The sequence below is a fragment of the Foetidibacter luteolus genome, from assembly GCF_009650435.1.
Lineage (GTDB): Bacteria > Bacteroidota > Bacteroidia > Chitinophagales > Chitinophagaceae > Foetidibacter > Foetidibacter luteolus.
The window spans coordinates 26120-42116 of the sequence record NZ_VVIP01000008.1 but is presented as its reverse complement, the minus strand read 5'-3'; the positions used below and the strand labels follow the sequence as shown (position 1 = coordinate 42116).

11 protein-coding genes are annotated in these 15997 nt (G+C 45.3%); 4 read left to right on the top strand and 7 right to left on the bottom strand.

Translation table 11 applies throughout. From position 1 onward, the window contains the following. Window positions 1-11 precede the first annotated feature (11 nt). Entirely contained in the window at window positions 12-2891 is a 2880-nt protein-coding gene (locus F0364_RS02110) for an ELWxxDGT repeat protein (protein WP_153796099.1), read from the top strand. Between the two features lie 541 nt (window positions 2892-3432). Here F0364_RS02110 and F0364_RS02105 read toward each other — a convergent pair. From F0364_RS02105 to F0364_RS02095, 3 genes are all read right to left on the bottom strand, one after another. After that, window positions 3433-3858 (bottom strand): energy transducer TonB, encoded by a 426-nt coding sequence (locus tag F0364_RS02105; RefSeq protein WP_153796098.1) that lies wholly within the window; start codon window positions 3856-3858, stop codon window positions 3433-3435. A gap of 40 nt (window positions 3859-3898) precedes the next feature. Further along, a complete protein-coding gene (locus tag F0364_RS02100; RefSeq protein ID WP_153796097.1) occupies window positions 3899-4507 on the bottom strand; it encodes a hypothetical protein in 609 nt (202 codons plus the stop codon). Between the two features lie 181 nt (window positions 4508-4688). After that, window positions 4689-5567, bottom strand: a complete 879-nt coding sequence (locus F0364_RS02095; protein ID WP_153796096.1) for a 4a-hydroxytetrahydrobiopterin dehydratase — start codon at window positions 5565-5567, stop codon at window positions 4689-4691. Between the two features lie 500 nt (window positions 5568-6067). Between F0364_RS02095 and yidC the strand changes: the two genes are divergently transcribed. From yidC to cydB, 3 genes are all read left to right on the top strand, one after another. Then, window positions 6068-7921, top strand: coding sequence for a membrane protein insertase YidC (yidC, locus tag F0364_RS02090; protein WP_235920992.1), 1854 nt, complete (start codon window positions 6068-6070; stop codon window positions 7919-7921). A 508-nt stretch (window positions 7922-8429) separates the two neighbouring features. After that, window positions 8430-9833, top strand: a complete 1404-nt coding sequence (locus F0364_RS02085) for a cytochrome ubiquinol oxidase subunit I (protein WP_153796094.1) — start codon at window positions 8430-8432, stop codon at window positions 9831-9833. A 270-nt stretch (window positions 9834-10103) separates the two neighbouring features. After that, a complete protein-coding gene (gene cydB / locus F0364_RS02080) occupies window positions 10104-11138 on the top strand; it encodes a cytochrome d ubiquinol oxidase subunit II (RefSeq protein ID WP_153796093.1) in 1035 nt (344 codons plus the stop codon). A gap of 285 nt (window positions 11139-11423) precedes the next feature. Here the strand turns inward: cydB and F0364_RS02075 are convergent, their stop codons facing one another. The 4 genes from F0364_RS02075 to murQ all read right to left on the bottom strand — a co-directional run bounded on the left by F0364_RS02075 (window position 11424) and on the right by murQ (window position 15953). After that, window positions 11424-12059, bottom strand: a complete 636-nt coding sequence (locus tag F0364_RS02075) for a deoxynucleoside kinase (protein ID WP_153796092.1) — start codon at window positions 12057-12059, stop codon at window positions 11424-11426. Between the two features lie 252 nt (window positions 12060-12311). Continuing rightward, complete coding sequence (gene trpS, locus F0364_RS02070; protein WP_153796091.1) at window positions 12312-13310, bottom strand: tryptophan--tRNA ligase; 999 nt, start codon at window positions 13308-13310, stop codon at window positions 12312-12314. Window positions 13311-13556: 246 nt separating this feature from the next. Further along, the gene (locus tag F0364_RS02065; RefSeq protein WP_153796090.1) at window positions 13557-14792 is read right to left on the bottom strand and encodes a T9SS type A sorting domain-containing protein; all 1236 of its coding nucleotides are present in this window, start codon (window positions 14790-14792) and stop codon (window positions 13557-13559) included. A 345-nt stretch (window positions 14793-15137) separates the two neighbouring features. Beyond that, window positions 15138-15953: an N-acetylmuramic acid 6-phosphate etherase gene (murQ, locus tag F0364_RS02060; RefSeq protein ID WP_153796089.1), complete on the bottom strand. Its 816-nt coding sequence runs from the start codon at window positions 15951-15953 to the stop codon at window positions 15138-15140. Between the last annotated feature and the right edge of the window lie 44 nt (window positions 15954-15997).

Here is a 15997-nt window from a genome sequence, read left to right as displayed (position 1 = left end):
ATACCCAAAAAATGAAACAACCTTTGTCCCTTTCCGCAACCTTGTTGATGATGTTCGCCATGTTTTTATCTACTGCAAATGCACAATCTTTTCACCTGGTGAAGGATATTAATACCCAGACAAATTCAAATCCCGCAGGACTCAACATCATTCTCAACTATCAGAACGCAGATCAATTAACCCGCATGGATGGCGTAGCTTATTTTAGTGCCGATGATGGCATACATGGCTCGGAACTATGGCGTACAGATGGTACCGCACAGGGCACACGCATTGTAAGGGATTGCTGGAAAGGAAAAGCGTCCGGCAACCCATCGTTGATAACTTACTGCAACAACAAAATTTTTTTTAGTGGTGATGATTCCCTTGGTAAAGCATTGTGGGTTTCGGATGGCACATCCGCAGGTACAAAAGCAATAGGGCGGTACGAAGATCTTTTTCCCATTACAGTTGTTGGCAATGAGGTATATTTTGTGGTTTCCGGCAGTAAAATTTACAGAACAGACGGCACAAAGCAAGGCACCGTTCTATTTTATGATTACCGGGCAGCGCATGGTAGCTTTGCTACAAATTTTTTTTCAGCAAAAGGCAAATTCTATTTTGTGGCGTCGCACACAGATCCGGTGACTGGACAGTATTTATCGCGTGTATGGACAACAGATGGCACCGAAGCCGGCACTAAAGTGTTAAGTTATGATGCCTACCGGCCGGAACAGTTTAATATAGCGCCGGATGGCCAGGTATATTTTACTGCCAGCACAAACGATAAAACGACAAGATCTTTGTTTGTGAGCGATGGCACCCCTGAGGGCACAACTCGGGTAACCGGCACCGCAGATCTGGATATCGGCTATGCACCCATTACTTTTTATGCCCCGGAAAACCTGATCTACTTTATCGCCCGTGCCAACCAGGGGAGCCGCATGGCTTTGTACAGATATTGGCGGAATTCGGATATGGTAAGCATCGTGGACAGTTTCTCTTTACAAGGCGGTTCTTCTGATATTAGCAAAATATTTCAGGCCGGCGATAGTTTATACATAGTAACATCACACAGGGATACTGCCACTGATAACAACTATTACAAATTTTGGGTTGTGCAAATGGCGGCTGGCGCTACCCGGTTAATCAAAAGCAGTTCCCATATATCGTATATGTCATACATAAACGGTATGCTTTATTTTACGGCAAGTGATGATGCACATGGAGAGGAGCTGTGGAAAACAGATGGAACAAGTAGTGGTACTACACTCGTGAAAGATATTAATCCCGGCCCTTTATCTTCTATGGCCGGGCAGCGCACTTCTTTTACCCCGGTGGGCAACAAAATTGTATTTGCTGCAACCAATACATCGGGTAACGAATTGTGGTGTACCGATGGTACCGAAGCAGGTACGGTGTTATTGAAAGACATTAACAAATCCGCTTCGGGAGACGCAAATATTTTCCACCTCACTCCAGCGGGAAGTAAAATGTATTTCGCGGCAAGGAATGCAGCACAAGACAGTCCTCAATGGTATAGCAGCGATGGCAGCAGCGAAGGAACTGTTGTTGTACCCGGGTATTCTCCTGAACTATTTCAATGGTATAGCTCTGCCGTGACAAAAGAAAACGATATCTACTTTACGGGGCAGCAAGACTCAACCGCAACCCGCGGCATATTTACCCTGAATACCATAACAAACAATTTTCGCTTTATTCTTAACAGTGATTCGATAGGTGAATATCCCGGGCGACCGATTGATGGTGGGGATCTGGTATATTTTACTACGGCTCAACGTTATCCGGGGCCAGAGTCTTTATGGCGTACCGATGGTACTACAGAAGGCTTATCAAGAATAAGACAGGGCGACAATGAAGTTGGACGAGGTGACGATATTGCATTTGCAGGAGACTATCTTTTTTTTCAAAACAGGGATAAAAATTTTGCTTCTTCTATTTGGAGAACAGACGGTACTGCTTCAGGAACATTCAGTATAATAAGTGATTCAACTTATCCTGATGCCTACTATTATAATCTCGTACCTTTTAAAAACAAAGCCTTTTTTGCAGGTTCAGACAGCAAGGGGAAAAACATTTTTTATTCTAACGGTACCATATCCGGAACAAAGAGGCTTGCAGGAAGCTATGGTCACCCGCGAAAATTAACCGTTGCGGGAGATTACATTTTTTTTACGGCATCAAACATAAACGGAGATATTGAATTATGGGTGACCGACGGCACAAGCACCAACATAAAACGTGTAAAGGATATCAGGCCGGGAATCATCACCTCTAACCCACAACCGCTGATTGCCCTGGGCAATACGCTTTTTTTCTGCGCCAACGATTTATATAGAGGCGTCTTTGAACTATGGAAAACCGATGGTACGTATGAAGGCACTGTAATGGTGAAAGCCGAGTTGCCACTTAGTACTTCTTACCCGCCGGCAAATTCGGCTAACAGCTCGCAAGTTGTTGTTGCCGCTGGCAAAATTTACCTTATACTCAAAAATCAACTCTGGGTTTCTGATGGTACAGACACGGGCACACATAAGGTAGATGACCCTTTATTGAATGACATGTCTCGCTTAACGCATATTGCGGCAAAAGGTAACAGCCTTTGGCTTATCGGCTCCAGCTATCGTTACGGCAATGAGCTATTCACCGGCGAAATGTCCACTACACCTCTCCCTCTTTATACATTTACCGGCAATGGCGCTTTTGATAACCCTGCCAACTGGCTGGAAGGGCAAGTACCACCGGTAGATATTTTGAATGGCATGGAAGTGCGGCTGCAACCTGTTAATGGCCGGTGCATACTAACCCAGCCGTTGAACATTAAAGGGGGTAAACTTACCATTGCTAAAGATGCGAGGCTGGTAGTGCCTGGCTATTTAAGAATTCAATAAGCCGTTACTGCAAATACAAAAAAGTGAAAAATAAGGCGGGTTTTGTAGTGAATGGTCTATAGAGAAAAGCTTTCATCCGCAAAAATGACTCGGATTGCTGATGTCCGACAGCCGTTCTTTGGTAGACCGGCTGAAAAATACTCTTAAGCTTTACTTACGTATGCCCCCAGAGGAACAATCCGGGATCGCAGTCTTGCAACGGCTGCTTATACCTGAAAAAAACAAAAAAGCCGAACAGAAATCCGGCTTTTCATAGAACTGGTAGAGTCAAAAAAGGGGTTAACCGGCGGCTTTGTATGTTATGGCTTTGGATATTGGATGTCCGCCTGTTTTGATACCACAAAAATGCACTGCTTATTTTAAAACAACAAATGACCAGGTGGTTATTAATTGTTATTTGTACGTTTTTAAAGCCCTGTTTAAGAAGTTAAGCTTTTCTTTATTAAAACTAAAGTCAGGGGCTGATTGAAAGCTGTTAGCTGTTGCAACGTGTTCTTTCTGCAATTGATGGCCATATGTAGCTTGGCGGTTTTTGCCGGTCTTAATCCACTACATACGTAATTACTTGCCTCTGCCGGTATATCACTTTACGGCCGTCTTTTACAGCAGGTAACCAGTGCGGTGTTTTTTTGGTAAATATCCGGTACACATCGTCTCCGCAGCCATAACCGGGATCTTTATCAATGCGCACATCTGATACTTTGCCTGTAGTATCTACCATAAAACTTACCTGCACAGTGTAGTTGCCGGGCGGCGCTTTCTTTTTGATAGGAGTATTCGTCTTAAGGTTCTTTGACAGGAATTCACTCCACGCCTCTGGCCCGCCGGGAAATTTTGCCTGTATATCCACATTGTAAAACACCGTTGACACACTATCTGCAGCGGTAGTTTGCTTAGCAGTGTCGGTTTGCGCTATAAGGCTTTGGGCACTGCAGAAAAAAATGAAACCAAGCAGAAAATTTTTCATATTGATGTAAGATTATTGAATTAAATGCCAACCGGAATAACTATCCTGGTGGATAAAACTTTACCAATGCCGGAGGGTTTTTAAACCGCCGCCATATTTTGTACAGCAGGTATCCATTCGCCAAAAACGCTATTGCAAGTACGCCTTGGGGGCCTGCCAGTCCTACAAGATAATTGAAAGCCCTCCCCTTGGCATTGGTGGCTTCAGCAGTTCCGTTGGAAACCTGTATTGCCTGATAATAGGAGAATGCCAGGAGGGCGTCAACAAACAGCAGCTCCACAATAGGATATGTAATAGCTTTTAAAGCAGTGGGCTGCTCATGCGTACGTGAAAAATACCTTTCTTTTTCTAAAAAATCGAAAAATGCATCCTGCTCATAAGGCTGTGCAAAGTTAAACTCGCAAGTGGCCGGAAATCCTGCGAAGCTTTTATACCGGATGATAACTTTGCTGCTCCCCTCCTCTTTTTTAACAGACCTGATTGACTGGTATGTTATTTTAAGTTTTGTGGCTATGGATAGCTTTTTTGACCAGGCTTCAGTAAACTCTTCCACTGAACTACAGTTGCGGCTTGAAAACAGAAGGGCGTCATCCGCAGTTAAAAAGCAATTTATCTTATGGCCATTGATAGAAAACAGTTGTTGGGTCATTTTGTAAGAAGGGTTGATAATGTTAAACACGGAACTTTGCAAAAGTAAGGGGTGAATGTATATTTTTTAATCAAATTACCGGCTTGCCTTATTTCAAGTCTTTCTTTGTTTACCGACCAGTCCCCTCTATAATTGCTGTATACTAACGGTAATTTTTGTGCAAGAACCCTGCGCTTTTCCTTTACCTGTTCTTCAGCATATCTGCTACTTTGTTCATGTACAGGGCAAGGTTAAGGTCGTAAATGGTAATCCTGTTCCTTGCATCCCAGGTGGTAAGGGATACAAATACGGTTCCATATACATTGCGCCAGTCAGGGTGATGGTTAAGTACACTGCAATAAGCAGATACGATGTTGATGAATTCAGCAGCCTTGTCAAAGCCGGCAAATTCAAATTCCCGCACCAGGTATTGTTTATCCGCACTGCCGTAATTGTCAATGTACCAGCCGTCATAGTCCTGGTAGCCAAGCGTTTTGGCCAGTTCTTCATCGGCAACAGGCTGGGTACGGGCCTTAGTTCTGTCCGGGGCAGGGTACCTGGTTTCCTGCCGCTTTTCCAGTTTCAGAATGCCGGCAATACGCTCCACCAGCGGCCCGATTTCCCGCGGCCAGTTGCTGTACCTGATTACGGCCGTTTCCCGCTCAGTTATAAACCTGGCATCTTCCGGCAAAGCAAGATTGCTTACAGCCGTCATATCGCAATCAACGCAAACAGGAATAATATGCCTTTCCGCAAGGCTGATGCCATCATTCTGCAAGCTGCTTACAACAGCATCTGTAAACGGCAGCCTGGAGTACTTAAGTTCTTCCACTACCCAATCCTGCACGGGGCTGCTGTTAGCCGGCATCCAGTTTTTGCCAATTAACACAATAGTGGCATAAGCATTTTCAATAGCCTCTTTCAACTGTGCCGGAAAAGGTTGGCCTAACCTCATTTCTTCCACATCTATTATCACCCGTACAAATTTAAGCCGGCTCTCTATTTCCTGTTTCAACAGTAAAGCAACAGCGCCGGTATCGTTACGGCGGTAACTGATAAATAAGGTAAATGGCTTTTTCATCGCTTGAGTTAAAGCAACCAGGCACGCTACATAAAATAGGGCGGCTGGCGGCTGGCCGAAAAATACAAAACCGCTTTGTAAATTCCTACCGGTCTGTTACATGGCCTCTTTCAATTGCTGGACTGTTGCATTCTCATTTATAATTGAAGCTGCCTGCAAATGTAGCGGCATGTTACACCGGCGGGTGAGGGATTGAAGCGGTTACCCCGGTGAAGCCATCGCAGCCGGGCTTCTGTGCCGGAGTATGAGCGGAAAGCCCGACCCCTTGCGATAGCTTGGGGGCACCCCCAAGTACGATTTACGAAGTACGAAGTACTTTTTTATGTAAGATGTTTGATGTGGGATGTACGACGCGGATGTCTTGTCCTGACATACCTTAAAACCAACAGGGCAACTACAGCATTGGGTTATAACGTGTTTGCGCCGCCGCTGCAACTTAAAATACCTTTTTCGGCGCCGTTCCCTACCTTTGCCGCTCAATTTTACGGAAGATTATGAAAATGGATAAGAATACGGTCATTGGCATGGTGCTGCTGGCTGTTTTGTTTTTTGTGTTTTTCTGGTACACCAATAAAGAGCATGCAGCTCAACAAGCTCTAAATGCCGAGAACGAAAGAATTAAGGATTCTATAGCAAAAGTAGAGGCTGCAAAAAAAAATCCACTGGATACTACAGCCGCAAGACTGGAAGCTGAAAAAAATGATACCCTTATTAAAAAGAATGCCGCCGGTACCTTTGCTGGTGCGGCTTTTGGCACCGAACAACTGGTTACTATAGAAAATGAACTGATGAAAGCCACCTTTAGCAGTAAGGGCGGCAAACTGAAACAGGTTGAACTTAAAAACTATGCCTCATCCGCCAATAACCAACATGTAATACTCGGCGGTGGCAAAGATGATGTTATCGGCTATCGTATTAATACATCCAACACTACTTCTGCCGAAACAGAGAACCTTTATTTTACCCCCTCTACAGTTACCAAAAATGCTGACGGCTCTCAAACATTAAGTTTTAACATTACAGCCGCCAATGGCCAAAGCATAACCCACCAGTACATTGTAAAACCCAACAACTACGCGGTTGACTGGAATATTGTATTAAACGGCGCCGACCAGATGCTGAGCAACGGCCTGCTTAACTTTAAATGGCAGGTACACCCCGAGCAGCACGAAAAGAATGTAAAGTACGAACGTGAGCAGACGAACATTTGCTTTAGCGAAGGCAACGATTTTGATTATATATCCGCCAAAACTGAAAAGAAATTTGAAAAGCCCGTACAGTGGGTAGGCGTGGTACAACAGTTTTTCAACAGCACCCTTATTGCAAAAGATGGTTTTAACAGCGCCGGTGAAGTACGCTGGGGCCGCAAAACAGACAGCAGCAATATTTTGAGCGATGTGGATGTAACCCTGCAAAAAAAGCTGCAGGGCAGCACGGTAACCGTACCTCTTCAACTGTACTTTGGCCCCAACGATTATAAGGTGCTTAAAACACAGGCCGAGGACATGGATAAAATGGTGAACCTGGGGCGTGACATGTACTCTTTTGTACGCCCTATTAACAAGTACATCATTATGCCGGTGTTTAACCTGTTTGCCAGCATAGTTAGTAATTACGGCTGGGTTATTTTATTACTTACTTTGTTTATACGCCTGGTAACTTCTCCCCTTACGTACACCAGCTATTTAAGCGGCGCTAAAATGAAAGTGCTGCGCCCCGAAATGGATGCGCTGAAAAAGAAATTTGGCGATGACCAGCAGGGTTATGCCATGGAGCAAATGAAGCTTTTTCGCGAAGCGGGTGTAAACCCTTTAGGCGGTTGCATACCTGCACTGCTGCAAATACCCATTTTCTTTGCGCTGTATAGCTTTTTTAACTCTAACATAGAGCTGCGTGGTGAAAGCTTTTTGTGGAGCAAAGATTTATCCGCCTACGATTCTATTGTAACTTTTCCGTTTGAAGTATGGGGCCTGGGCAACCATTTAAGCCTGTTTACCATAACCGCGGTGCTTACCAGCTTCCTTATTTCTATTTACAATATGGCCATGACGCCCACGCAGGATAACCCTGCATTAAAGTACATGCCTTATATTTTCCCCTTCATCCTGTTCTTTGTGTTCAACAGGTTGCCATCAGCGTTAACCTGGTACTATACCGTGTCAAACCTTATAACGCTGGGCCTGCAGTTTGTTATCCAGAACTACATTATTAACCACGATAAAATACTGGCTAAGATTGAAGAAAAGCGTAAGCAACCCAAGAAAGACAAACCCAAGAGCAAATGGCAGGAACGCTTTGAACAAACCATGGAAGCGCAGAAAAAACTGCAGGAAATGAAACAGAAGAAAAAGTAAGCTATAAAGATAACAAGTGAATACACTGGCCGCCGGGTTTAAAAGCCTGGCGGCTTTTTTATATATACAAGCGAGAATATTTATGGGCCCGGCAGCAGGAACTACTATGAGGCATCGTTGCGTCGCACTCTTGTACGGTTGGATCCGCTATGCAGCTTTGCCCGCAGGATAGGTTTGTGGTGTTGAATGTTAGTATGCTCAATGTTCTCTTGTTCTAAATTTAATGTTGATGATTGTGTTGAAGAATCCCCCAGTACAGCTTGCAGCAAATTATTTACCTTGTACTTCAACAACTCATAACGTTATCAAGCATTGCCCCAACAACAAACCAGCAACCTGTATCCTGCAATCGGTAACCCCTGGCCGCAGCTTATTTTAATTTTCATGCACCAGTTATTTCATCCGCCCCTACCTTTGCAGCATGAATCTTGAACACCATACCACCAATATACTTTATTAAAAAAGCGGGGCCTTCATCCCGCTTTTTTTATGCTTAAACTTTTTTGCTATGGATGTAGAAATACTGGCCCGCATACAGTTTGCATTTACCATTGCCTTTCATTATATCTACCCGCCGCTTAGCATTGGCCTGGGGCTTTGCATGGTTATCATGGAGGGGGCATACCTTAAAACAAAACTGAAGCTTTATGAAGACATGACGAAATTCTTCACCAAAATCTTTGCTCTAATCTTCGGCATCGGCGTAGCTACCGGCATTGTTATGGAGTTTGAATTCGGCACCAACTGGGCCACCTATTCCAAGTACGTGGGCGATGTGTTTGGCAGTGCACTGGCGGCGGAAGGCATCTTCGCTTTTGCGCTGGAAAGTGGCTTTTTGGGTGTTTTGCTTTTCGGGTGGAAACGTGTTAGCCCTGTGGTGCATTTTATATCCACTGTTATGGTTACCCTGGGCTCCATGTTCTCCGCCATCTGGATAGTGGTAGCCAATAGCTGGCAGCAAACACCCGCCGGTTACCATGTTGTTGGAGAAGGCCTGGAAGCCAGGGCCGAAATAACAGATTTCTGGGCCATGGTATTTAACCCATCTTCTGTTGAACGTATTATGCATGTATGGCTCGGGGCCTTCCTGGCGGGCTCCTTTCTTGTTATCAGCATCGCATCTTACTATTTGCTTAAAAAGAAGCATATCGAGTTTGCGCAAAAAGCTTTTGGGGTAGGTCTGGTTGTAGCGCTGGTGTCAGCTTATGCGCAGTTGTTCAGCGGTCATAAAGCCGCGGATGTAGTGGCGGAATACCAGCCTGCGAAGCTTGCCGCTATGGAGGGGCATTTTGACAGCAGCGCCGCGGCAGACATGTATCTTTTTGGCTGGGTTGACAAAGAAAAAGAAAAGACCAACGGCATCGCGATACCGGGCGGACTAAGCTTTTTAACCCACGGTGATTTTAAGGCACCTGTTACCGGGCTTAAGGCGTTTAAACCGGAGGACAGGCCGCAGTCATTAAACATCGTGTTCCAGTCTTACCATATCATGATTGCCATAGGCATGTTCCTGATAGCGTTAACCACTTTCGGCGCTTACATGTGGTGGAAGAAAAAACTCTTTGATAAACGCTGGTTGCTGCTCATTTTCACCTGGAGTGTGCTGCTGCCGCAAATAGCCAACCAGGTGGGCTGGTTTACGGCTGAAACCGGCCGCCAGCCCTGGGTGGTGTACGGCCTGCTAAGAACCAGCGAAGCACTGTCCCAGGCGGTAACGGCAGAGCAGGTTTGGTTTTCGCTTATACTGTTCACTTTTGTTTATACGGTGTTGTTTGCTTTGTTTGTTTTTCTGCTAAACAGAAAAATACAGCATGGGCCCGCTTATGCCGGGCAGGAAGAAGATGAAATACACAGCCCAAGGCTGGAAGAGATGGCAGAAAATTTTGGCAGGGAAAGAGCAGAGCCGTTATAAAGTAAAACAAAAGCTCATTCAGGGGGTGTCCCCAAGCTGTCGCAAGGGGCCGGGCAGAACTGCGTTCGCAATCTTCGATAAAGCAACATTAAGTTGCTTTTCCTCGGTTGTGCTATTACTCCGGCACAAAAGCTGCGCTGCGATGGCCTCGCCGGGGTAACCGCTTCAATCCCTCACCCGAAAACTCGTTGCCGGTTACCGGCCCCGCAGCCGCTGACATTAAACGTTGAACAAAAGAACATTGAACAACAAAACATTGAACAATAACTTATGGATACTTTTCTTGGACTTGACTATGCAACCTGGTGGTTCCTGGTAGTGGGCGCCACCTTTACCGGTTACGCCATACTGGATGGGTTCGACCTTGGCGCCGGCGCCATTCACCTATTCTTTAACAAAGAGCAGAGCCGGCGCATTGTGCTTAATGCCATTGGCCCTGTGTGGGATGGTAATGAAGTATGGCTGGTTATCGGGGGCGGGGCTTTGTTTGCTGGTTTTCCTAAAGTATACGCCGCGGTGTTCTCGGCTTTTTATATACCCTTCATGCTGTTTTTAACCGCGCTGATTTTCAGGGCCATTTCCATTGAGTTCCGTAGTAAGGAACCTATGCTTTGGTGGCGCAAGTGGTGGGATATAAGCTACTGTGTTTCCAGCAGCCTGGTGGCGCTATCCCTGGGCTTGGTGTTGGGCAACATCCTTATCGGCATACCCATTGATAAAGCCGGCAACTTTACCGGCAGTGCCTGGAGCTTTTTAAACGTGTACTCCATTATGGTAAGTATTACCACGCTGGCCCTGTTTATGATGCATGGCGCCATTTACCTGGTAATGAAAACGGAAGACCGGTTATATGCCAAGCTTACCGTTATCGTAAAAAACGCCACTATCTTTTTTGTTATTTCAGCATTGCTGTTAAGCTTTTATACATTGCTGTACGTACCACACCTGTCGCACCGTATTAAAGAGAATCCCTGGTTGTTTTTTGTTCCGGTAACCATGGTGTTTTCCATTGCCAATATAGCACGCCGCATCTCTCAAAGGCGGTATAAAAGGGCCTTCTTGCACTCCTGCCTGGTAATAAGTTTACTGCTGATAATCGTGGCGGTGGAATTGTACCCTAACCTGGTACTATCCAGCAACGATGAAGCTTACAACCTTACTGTACAAAATGCGTCTTCGTCCAACAAAAGCCTGGGCATTATGCTAACCGTAGCAGCCATCGGCGTACCATTGGTGGCTATCTACACCACTTTCGTGTTCTGGACATTTAAAGGAAAAGTAAAGCTGGATGAAATGAGTTATTAGCAAGTACGAAGTTTGAAGTACGAAGTACCTTTTCTATGTTAGATGTATGATGTGGGATGTACGATGTAAACATGTACGAGTTACGAAGTACTTTTCTATGTTAGATGTATGTTGTGGGATGTACGATGTAAACAAGCACGAGTTACGAGATACTTTTCTATGTTAGATGTATGTTGTGGGATGTACGATATAAACAAGTACGAGTTACAAAGTACTTTTATTCATTCTGGCTAATGTTTAGTTTAAATCCTATTCACCATTCACCACCCACCACTCCCCTTCTCACTAAAACAGCCCAAACAACATACCATCCACCTTGTTGATAATCTCACCAAAATCTTCTTCTTTATCGGCAAAGTTGTTTTTGTCAACATCAATTACCAGAAGCTGGCCTTCTTTATAACCGCTTATCCATTTGTTGTATAGTTCGTTCAGCTTCTTCAGGTAATCAAGGCGTATGTTTTCTTCGTATTCCCGGCCACGTTTTTGAATTTGGCCTACCAGCGTTGGCACGGATGCTTTCAGATAAATAAGCAGGTCCGGTGGCTGCACCATACTTTTCAGCGTTTCAAAAAACTGGAAGTAGTTGTCAAAGTCGCGTTTGCTCATCAGGCCCATGTCGTGCAGGTTGGGGGCGAAAATATGGGCGTCTTCGTAAATGGTCCGGTCCTGTATAATGGTTTCGGTACCACGCTGTATATCCAGCAACTGGTTAAGGCGGCTGTTTAAAAAGTAAATTTGCAGGTTAAAGCTCCAGCGGGGCATGTCTTCATAAAAATCCATCAGGTAGGGATTATGGTCAACATCCTCAAACTGCGGAATCCACTTGTAATGTTTGCTCAGCAACTCGGTTAAAGTTGTTTTACCTGCGCCGATGTTGCCGGCAATTGCCACATGCTTGGGCTTTTTCGTTTTGGCCATCCGAAGTACGTTTATATAGAATATTGTAAGATAATGGATTTTATGGGTGATTGGTTAATCAATGTGCTTGGCAAAGGAATCAATGTCAGGTTGAGGTTGTCGAAACCGATTATGTAATCCAATCTTTTTCACAAATACGCCTCCGACAGGCTCAGGCTGACATTATTAACTCAACGGCATTCACGGTAAATAAAAATCCCAAAACAACTTTTTGATGTTCCCCACTCACCACTTAGTATTCGCCACTCATTATCAGGAATAATTCATCCCCACTGCTTTGCGCACCAGTGAAAGTGTTTCCACTGCACCGGCCCTTGCCTTATCCGCACCCTGCTTTATAATCTTTGAAAGATAGGCCTTATCATTTTGTATGGCCGCCGCTTTCTCCCTCACAGGCGCAATAAACCTCGCCATATCTTCAGCCAACTGCTTTTTCAAATCGCCATAGCGTACGTTGCAGTTGTTGTAATCGGTTTCAAATTTTTCTACCGTATCGGCTGTGCTTACCAACCGCATCATGGTAAACAGGTTTTCTATATAATCCGGTTTTACGCTGTTGCTTTCTGTTGGGCCCGCATCTGTTTTGGCTTTCATTATTTTTTTCCTTATCAAATCATCTTCATCGGCCAGGTACAGTGTTACCATCTGGTTTTCACTCTTGCTCATCTTACCAGCACCATCCAGGCTCATAATCTTAATCAGCTCGCTATTAAAATTAAAGGCTTTCGGCAGTGGAAAAACTTCGCCATAGCGGTAATTAAACCTGTCGGCAAAATTGCGTGTCATTTCCAGGTGTTGCTCCTGGTCTTTACCTACAGGCACATACAAGGCACGCTGAATTAAAATATCCGCGGCCTGCAATACCGGGTAAGTAAGCAGACCGGCATTTACGTTTTGCGGTTGCAGGCGTACCTTATCTTTAAAAGTGGTTGTCCGCTCAAGCTCGCCGGTGTAAGATAGCATATTCAGATACAGGTACAACTCCGCTATTTCCGGTACATCACTCTGCACATACAGTGCCACCTTTTCAGGGTCAAGGCCGCAGGCGATATTTTCGGCAAGCACACGGTGTACATTTTCCTTCAGTTCTTTGGTATCCGGGTGGGTGGTAAGGCTATGCCAGTTGGCTACAAAAAAATAGCAATCATACTCATCCTGCATACGCACATAGTTGCGTATGGCGCCAAAATAATTTCCCAGGTGCAAAAGGCCGGTGGGCCTAATACCGCTTACAACAATCTCCTTTTTCATAAGCGGCGAAGATAATGAATGGCCATGGTGCGCAAAAGGGGATTTTTAACTGCAGGCCTATTCCTGTAAATGAATGATAAACGGTGGATACTGCATAAAAAAAGCCAGGAAAATGATGAATATTCCTGGCCTATTTGGGCTGAAAAGCTGAATAACGAATCCAACCGCACAAGAGTGCGACGCAACGGAAGCCTCATACTTGTTCCATCTGCCGGGCCCATAAAAAATACGGCCCGCAGGGCGGCGCTAATCCGCTACTACCAGCCTCTCTGCAAATACTTTTTTGCCTTCCCCACCAGAAACCTTAATCATGTACATGCCCGGCAAAAATGAGGAAGAAAGGTTAAGGCGCTCAGTTTGTTTACCCTGCAGGTTAACATTTTTTACCATAAGGTTACGGCCCTGCATATCTACCAGCGTTATATCGTGGCGGCCTTTAAGCTCTCCGTTAAAATACACTGTTACGGCGCGGTTTACTACAGGGTTTGGCAGCACGGTAATGGCCCTGTTGCTGCGCAGCGATACAGGCAGCAGGTTTGTTTTAGTGCCTGCCAGGCTTTCAAAAGCAAATTTTTCGTTGGCAAGGTCTGACGCATTAAACACCACCTGGTTGCCGGTTATAACAGCCGTAGCTTGCAGCGTGCCCAGGTTAACGCGGTAGTAAGCGCTGGTATTTACCGCACTGCTTACAATAAAATTATTGTCATCATCAACAGCGGCGCCATTAACAGAAAAATCATTGGGCAGGCTTTTAATAAGGCCAACATAATCGGCCACTTTTTTACCGGTGTTTATCTTAAACACATGTCCCTTTACAGATATTAAATACAGGTTGCCAAAGGCGTCGGCAATCATGTCTCCACCCCAGCTTGATGTGGGCGTATGCACAGAAATTTTTCCGTTGGCTGCGCCATCTTTCAAGGCGCCAAGATCTTGTATAACTACTTTTTTGCCGCTGGAAAAACGAATGAGGTGCCTGCCATTATTGGTAAGCGCATAGCCAAAACCATCTGAGGCAAAAGCCATGCGGGTAATAACATCTTCTTCACCGGCTTTGGATACAAACTGTTTAAGCGCCTGTGTTTTTATGCAGAACACTTTGGGCTCTGCACTATTTAAATCTATATAACGCAGCTCGGCGCTTTGCATGGGCGTAAAGAAAAGCCGGTTATTCTTTGCGTCATAGGCGGCGGCAGCTACCATGTGCCGGGATACTGTTTGCTGGCCGTTGTTAACGATGGAAGTGGTGGGTGTATAATCATCGCTAATAGCTTTTCCGCTGGCAGCATCATAAGCGTTTGCCTTTGTTACAGAGGGCACATAAATATTGCGCAATACCGCCCCGGAAGCCAGGTCTATTTCGCGTATTACAGTCCAGTTAAAGCTTCCCTTTGTTTCGCCGGTTACAGCAAATGCACGTTTGTTTTGAGCAGTTGCAAAAGAAGATAAAAGCAGCAGGCTGAGTAAAAGTTTAATTTTCATGGCAGGGCTTTTTAATACCCTAATTTACCCATACTTTTTGTGCCGCTCAATTAAATTTAGGCCGAATGTAATAGAGGAACCCCTTCATGCTGAAGGAAAGTTATTATGGGCCCGGCAGCAGGAACTACCATGAAGCTTCCGTTGCGTCGCACTCTTGTACGTTCTGTAATTCTATTCGCCGTGGTGCGGCAGGCCAATGTCATTAATTTAAGCTGTCAGCCTGAGTTCCGATACTTCGGAATCGAAGGCGGATTGGTGAAAAAGCGGCCGGCATAACCCGGTTTCGACAAGCTCAACCTGACATTCGTTTACTTAACTTAGTGACATAGTGCAAGGAATAGTTTATCAGTAAGCGCCATGGGCATCCACAGCTTTTTTTACGCTATGGTGCTTTAGCAAAAGGGCTTTGGCCGCTTCATACTCTATACCCAGTTTTTCCATTACCATTTTAGTACCGCGGTCAACCAGTTTTTCGTTGGTTAGCTGCATGTTCACCATACGGTTGTCTTCTACCCTGCCCAGTTGTATCATTACCGAGGTAGATATCATGTTCAGTATTAGCTTTTGCGCTGTTCCGCTTTTCATGCGTGTGCTGCCGGTAACAAATTCAGGGCCTACTTCCACCTCTACGGGATAATCTGCCGCGGCAGCAAGCGGACTGCCCAGGTTACAGGCTATACAGCCCGTAAGCACGCCGTTACGCCTGGCATCTTCCAGGCAACCGATAACGTACGGCGTTGTACCGCTGGCGGCAATGCCTACTACAAAATCACTACTTGTAATACCGCGTTGCTGCAGGTCTTTCCAGCCCTGTTGCATATCGTCTTCGGCATCCTCTACGGATTTTATAATGGCATCTTTTCCACCTGCTATTACACCCTGCACCAGTTCGTACGGTACGCCATAGGTAGGCGGGCATTCGCTGGCATCCAGTATGCCCAGGCGGCCACTGGTACCTGCGCCAACGTAAAACAACCTGCCACCGGCCAGCATCTTGTCGCTAATGGCTATAATGAGCTTTTCAATTTGCGGCAAAGCTTTTTCAACCGCCAGGGGTACGGTTTTATCTTCATTGTTAAGGTTGGTTACCAATTCCTTTACCGTCATTTTTTCCAGGTGCCGGTATTTGGAAGGTTGCTCGGTTACTTTAGTAAATGCCATATAGGTGTTTAGTTATAATCATGTCAGCCGCTGCAAGCGACCTA

Bases quoted from the DNA above. Each gene is read 5' to 3' on its own strand.
- F0364_RS02110 (WP_153796099.1), top strand. From the start codon at position 12: ATGAAACAACCTTTGTCCCTTTCCGCAACCTTGTTGATGATGTTCGCC.
- F0364_RS02105 (WP_153796098.1), bottom strand. From the start codon at position 3,858: ATGAAAAATTTTCTGCTTGGTTTCATTTTTTTCTGCAGTGCCCAAAGC.
- F0364_RS02100 (WP_153796097.1), bottom strand. From the start codon at position 4,507: ATGACCCAACAACTGTTTTCTATCAATGGCCATAAGATAAATTGCTTT.
- F0364_RS02095 (WP_153796096.1), bottom strand. From the start codon at position 5,567: ATGAAAAAGCCATTTACCTTATTTATCAGTTACCGCCGTAACGATACC.
- yidC (WP_235920992.1), top strand. From the start codon at position 6,068: ATGGATAAGAATACGGTCATTGGCATGGTGCTGCTGGCTGTTTTGTTT.
- F0364_RS02085 (WP_153796094.1), top strand. From the start codon at position 8,430: ATGGATGTAGAAATACTGGCCCGCATACAGTTTGCATTTACCATTGCC.
- cydB (WP_153796093.1), top strand. From the start codon at position 10,104: ATGGATACTTTTCTTGGACTTGACTATGCAACCTGGTGGTTCCTGGTA.
- F0364_RS02075 (WP_153796092.1), bottom strand. From the start codon at position 12,059: ATGGCCAAAACGAAAAAGCCCAAGCATGTGGCAATTGCCGGCAACATC.
- trpS (WP_153796091.1), bottom strand. From the start codon at position 13,310: ATGAAAAAGGAGATTGTTGTAAGCGGTATTAGGCCCACCGGCCTTTTG.
- F0364_RS02065 (WP_153796090.1), bottom strand. From the start codon at position 14,792: ATGAAAATTAAACTTTTACTCAGCCTGCTGCTTTTATCTTCTTTTGCA.
- murQ (WP_153796089.1), bottom strand. From the start codon at position 15,953: ATGGCATTTACTAAAGTAACCGAGCAACCTTCCAAATACCGGCACCTG.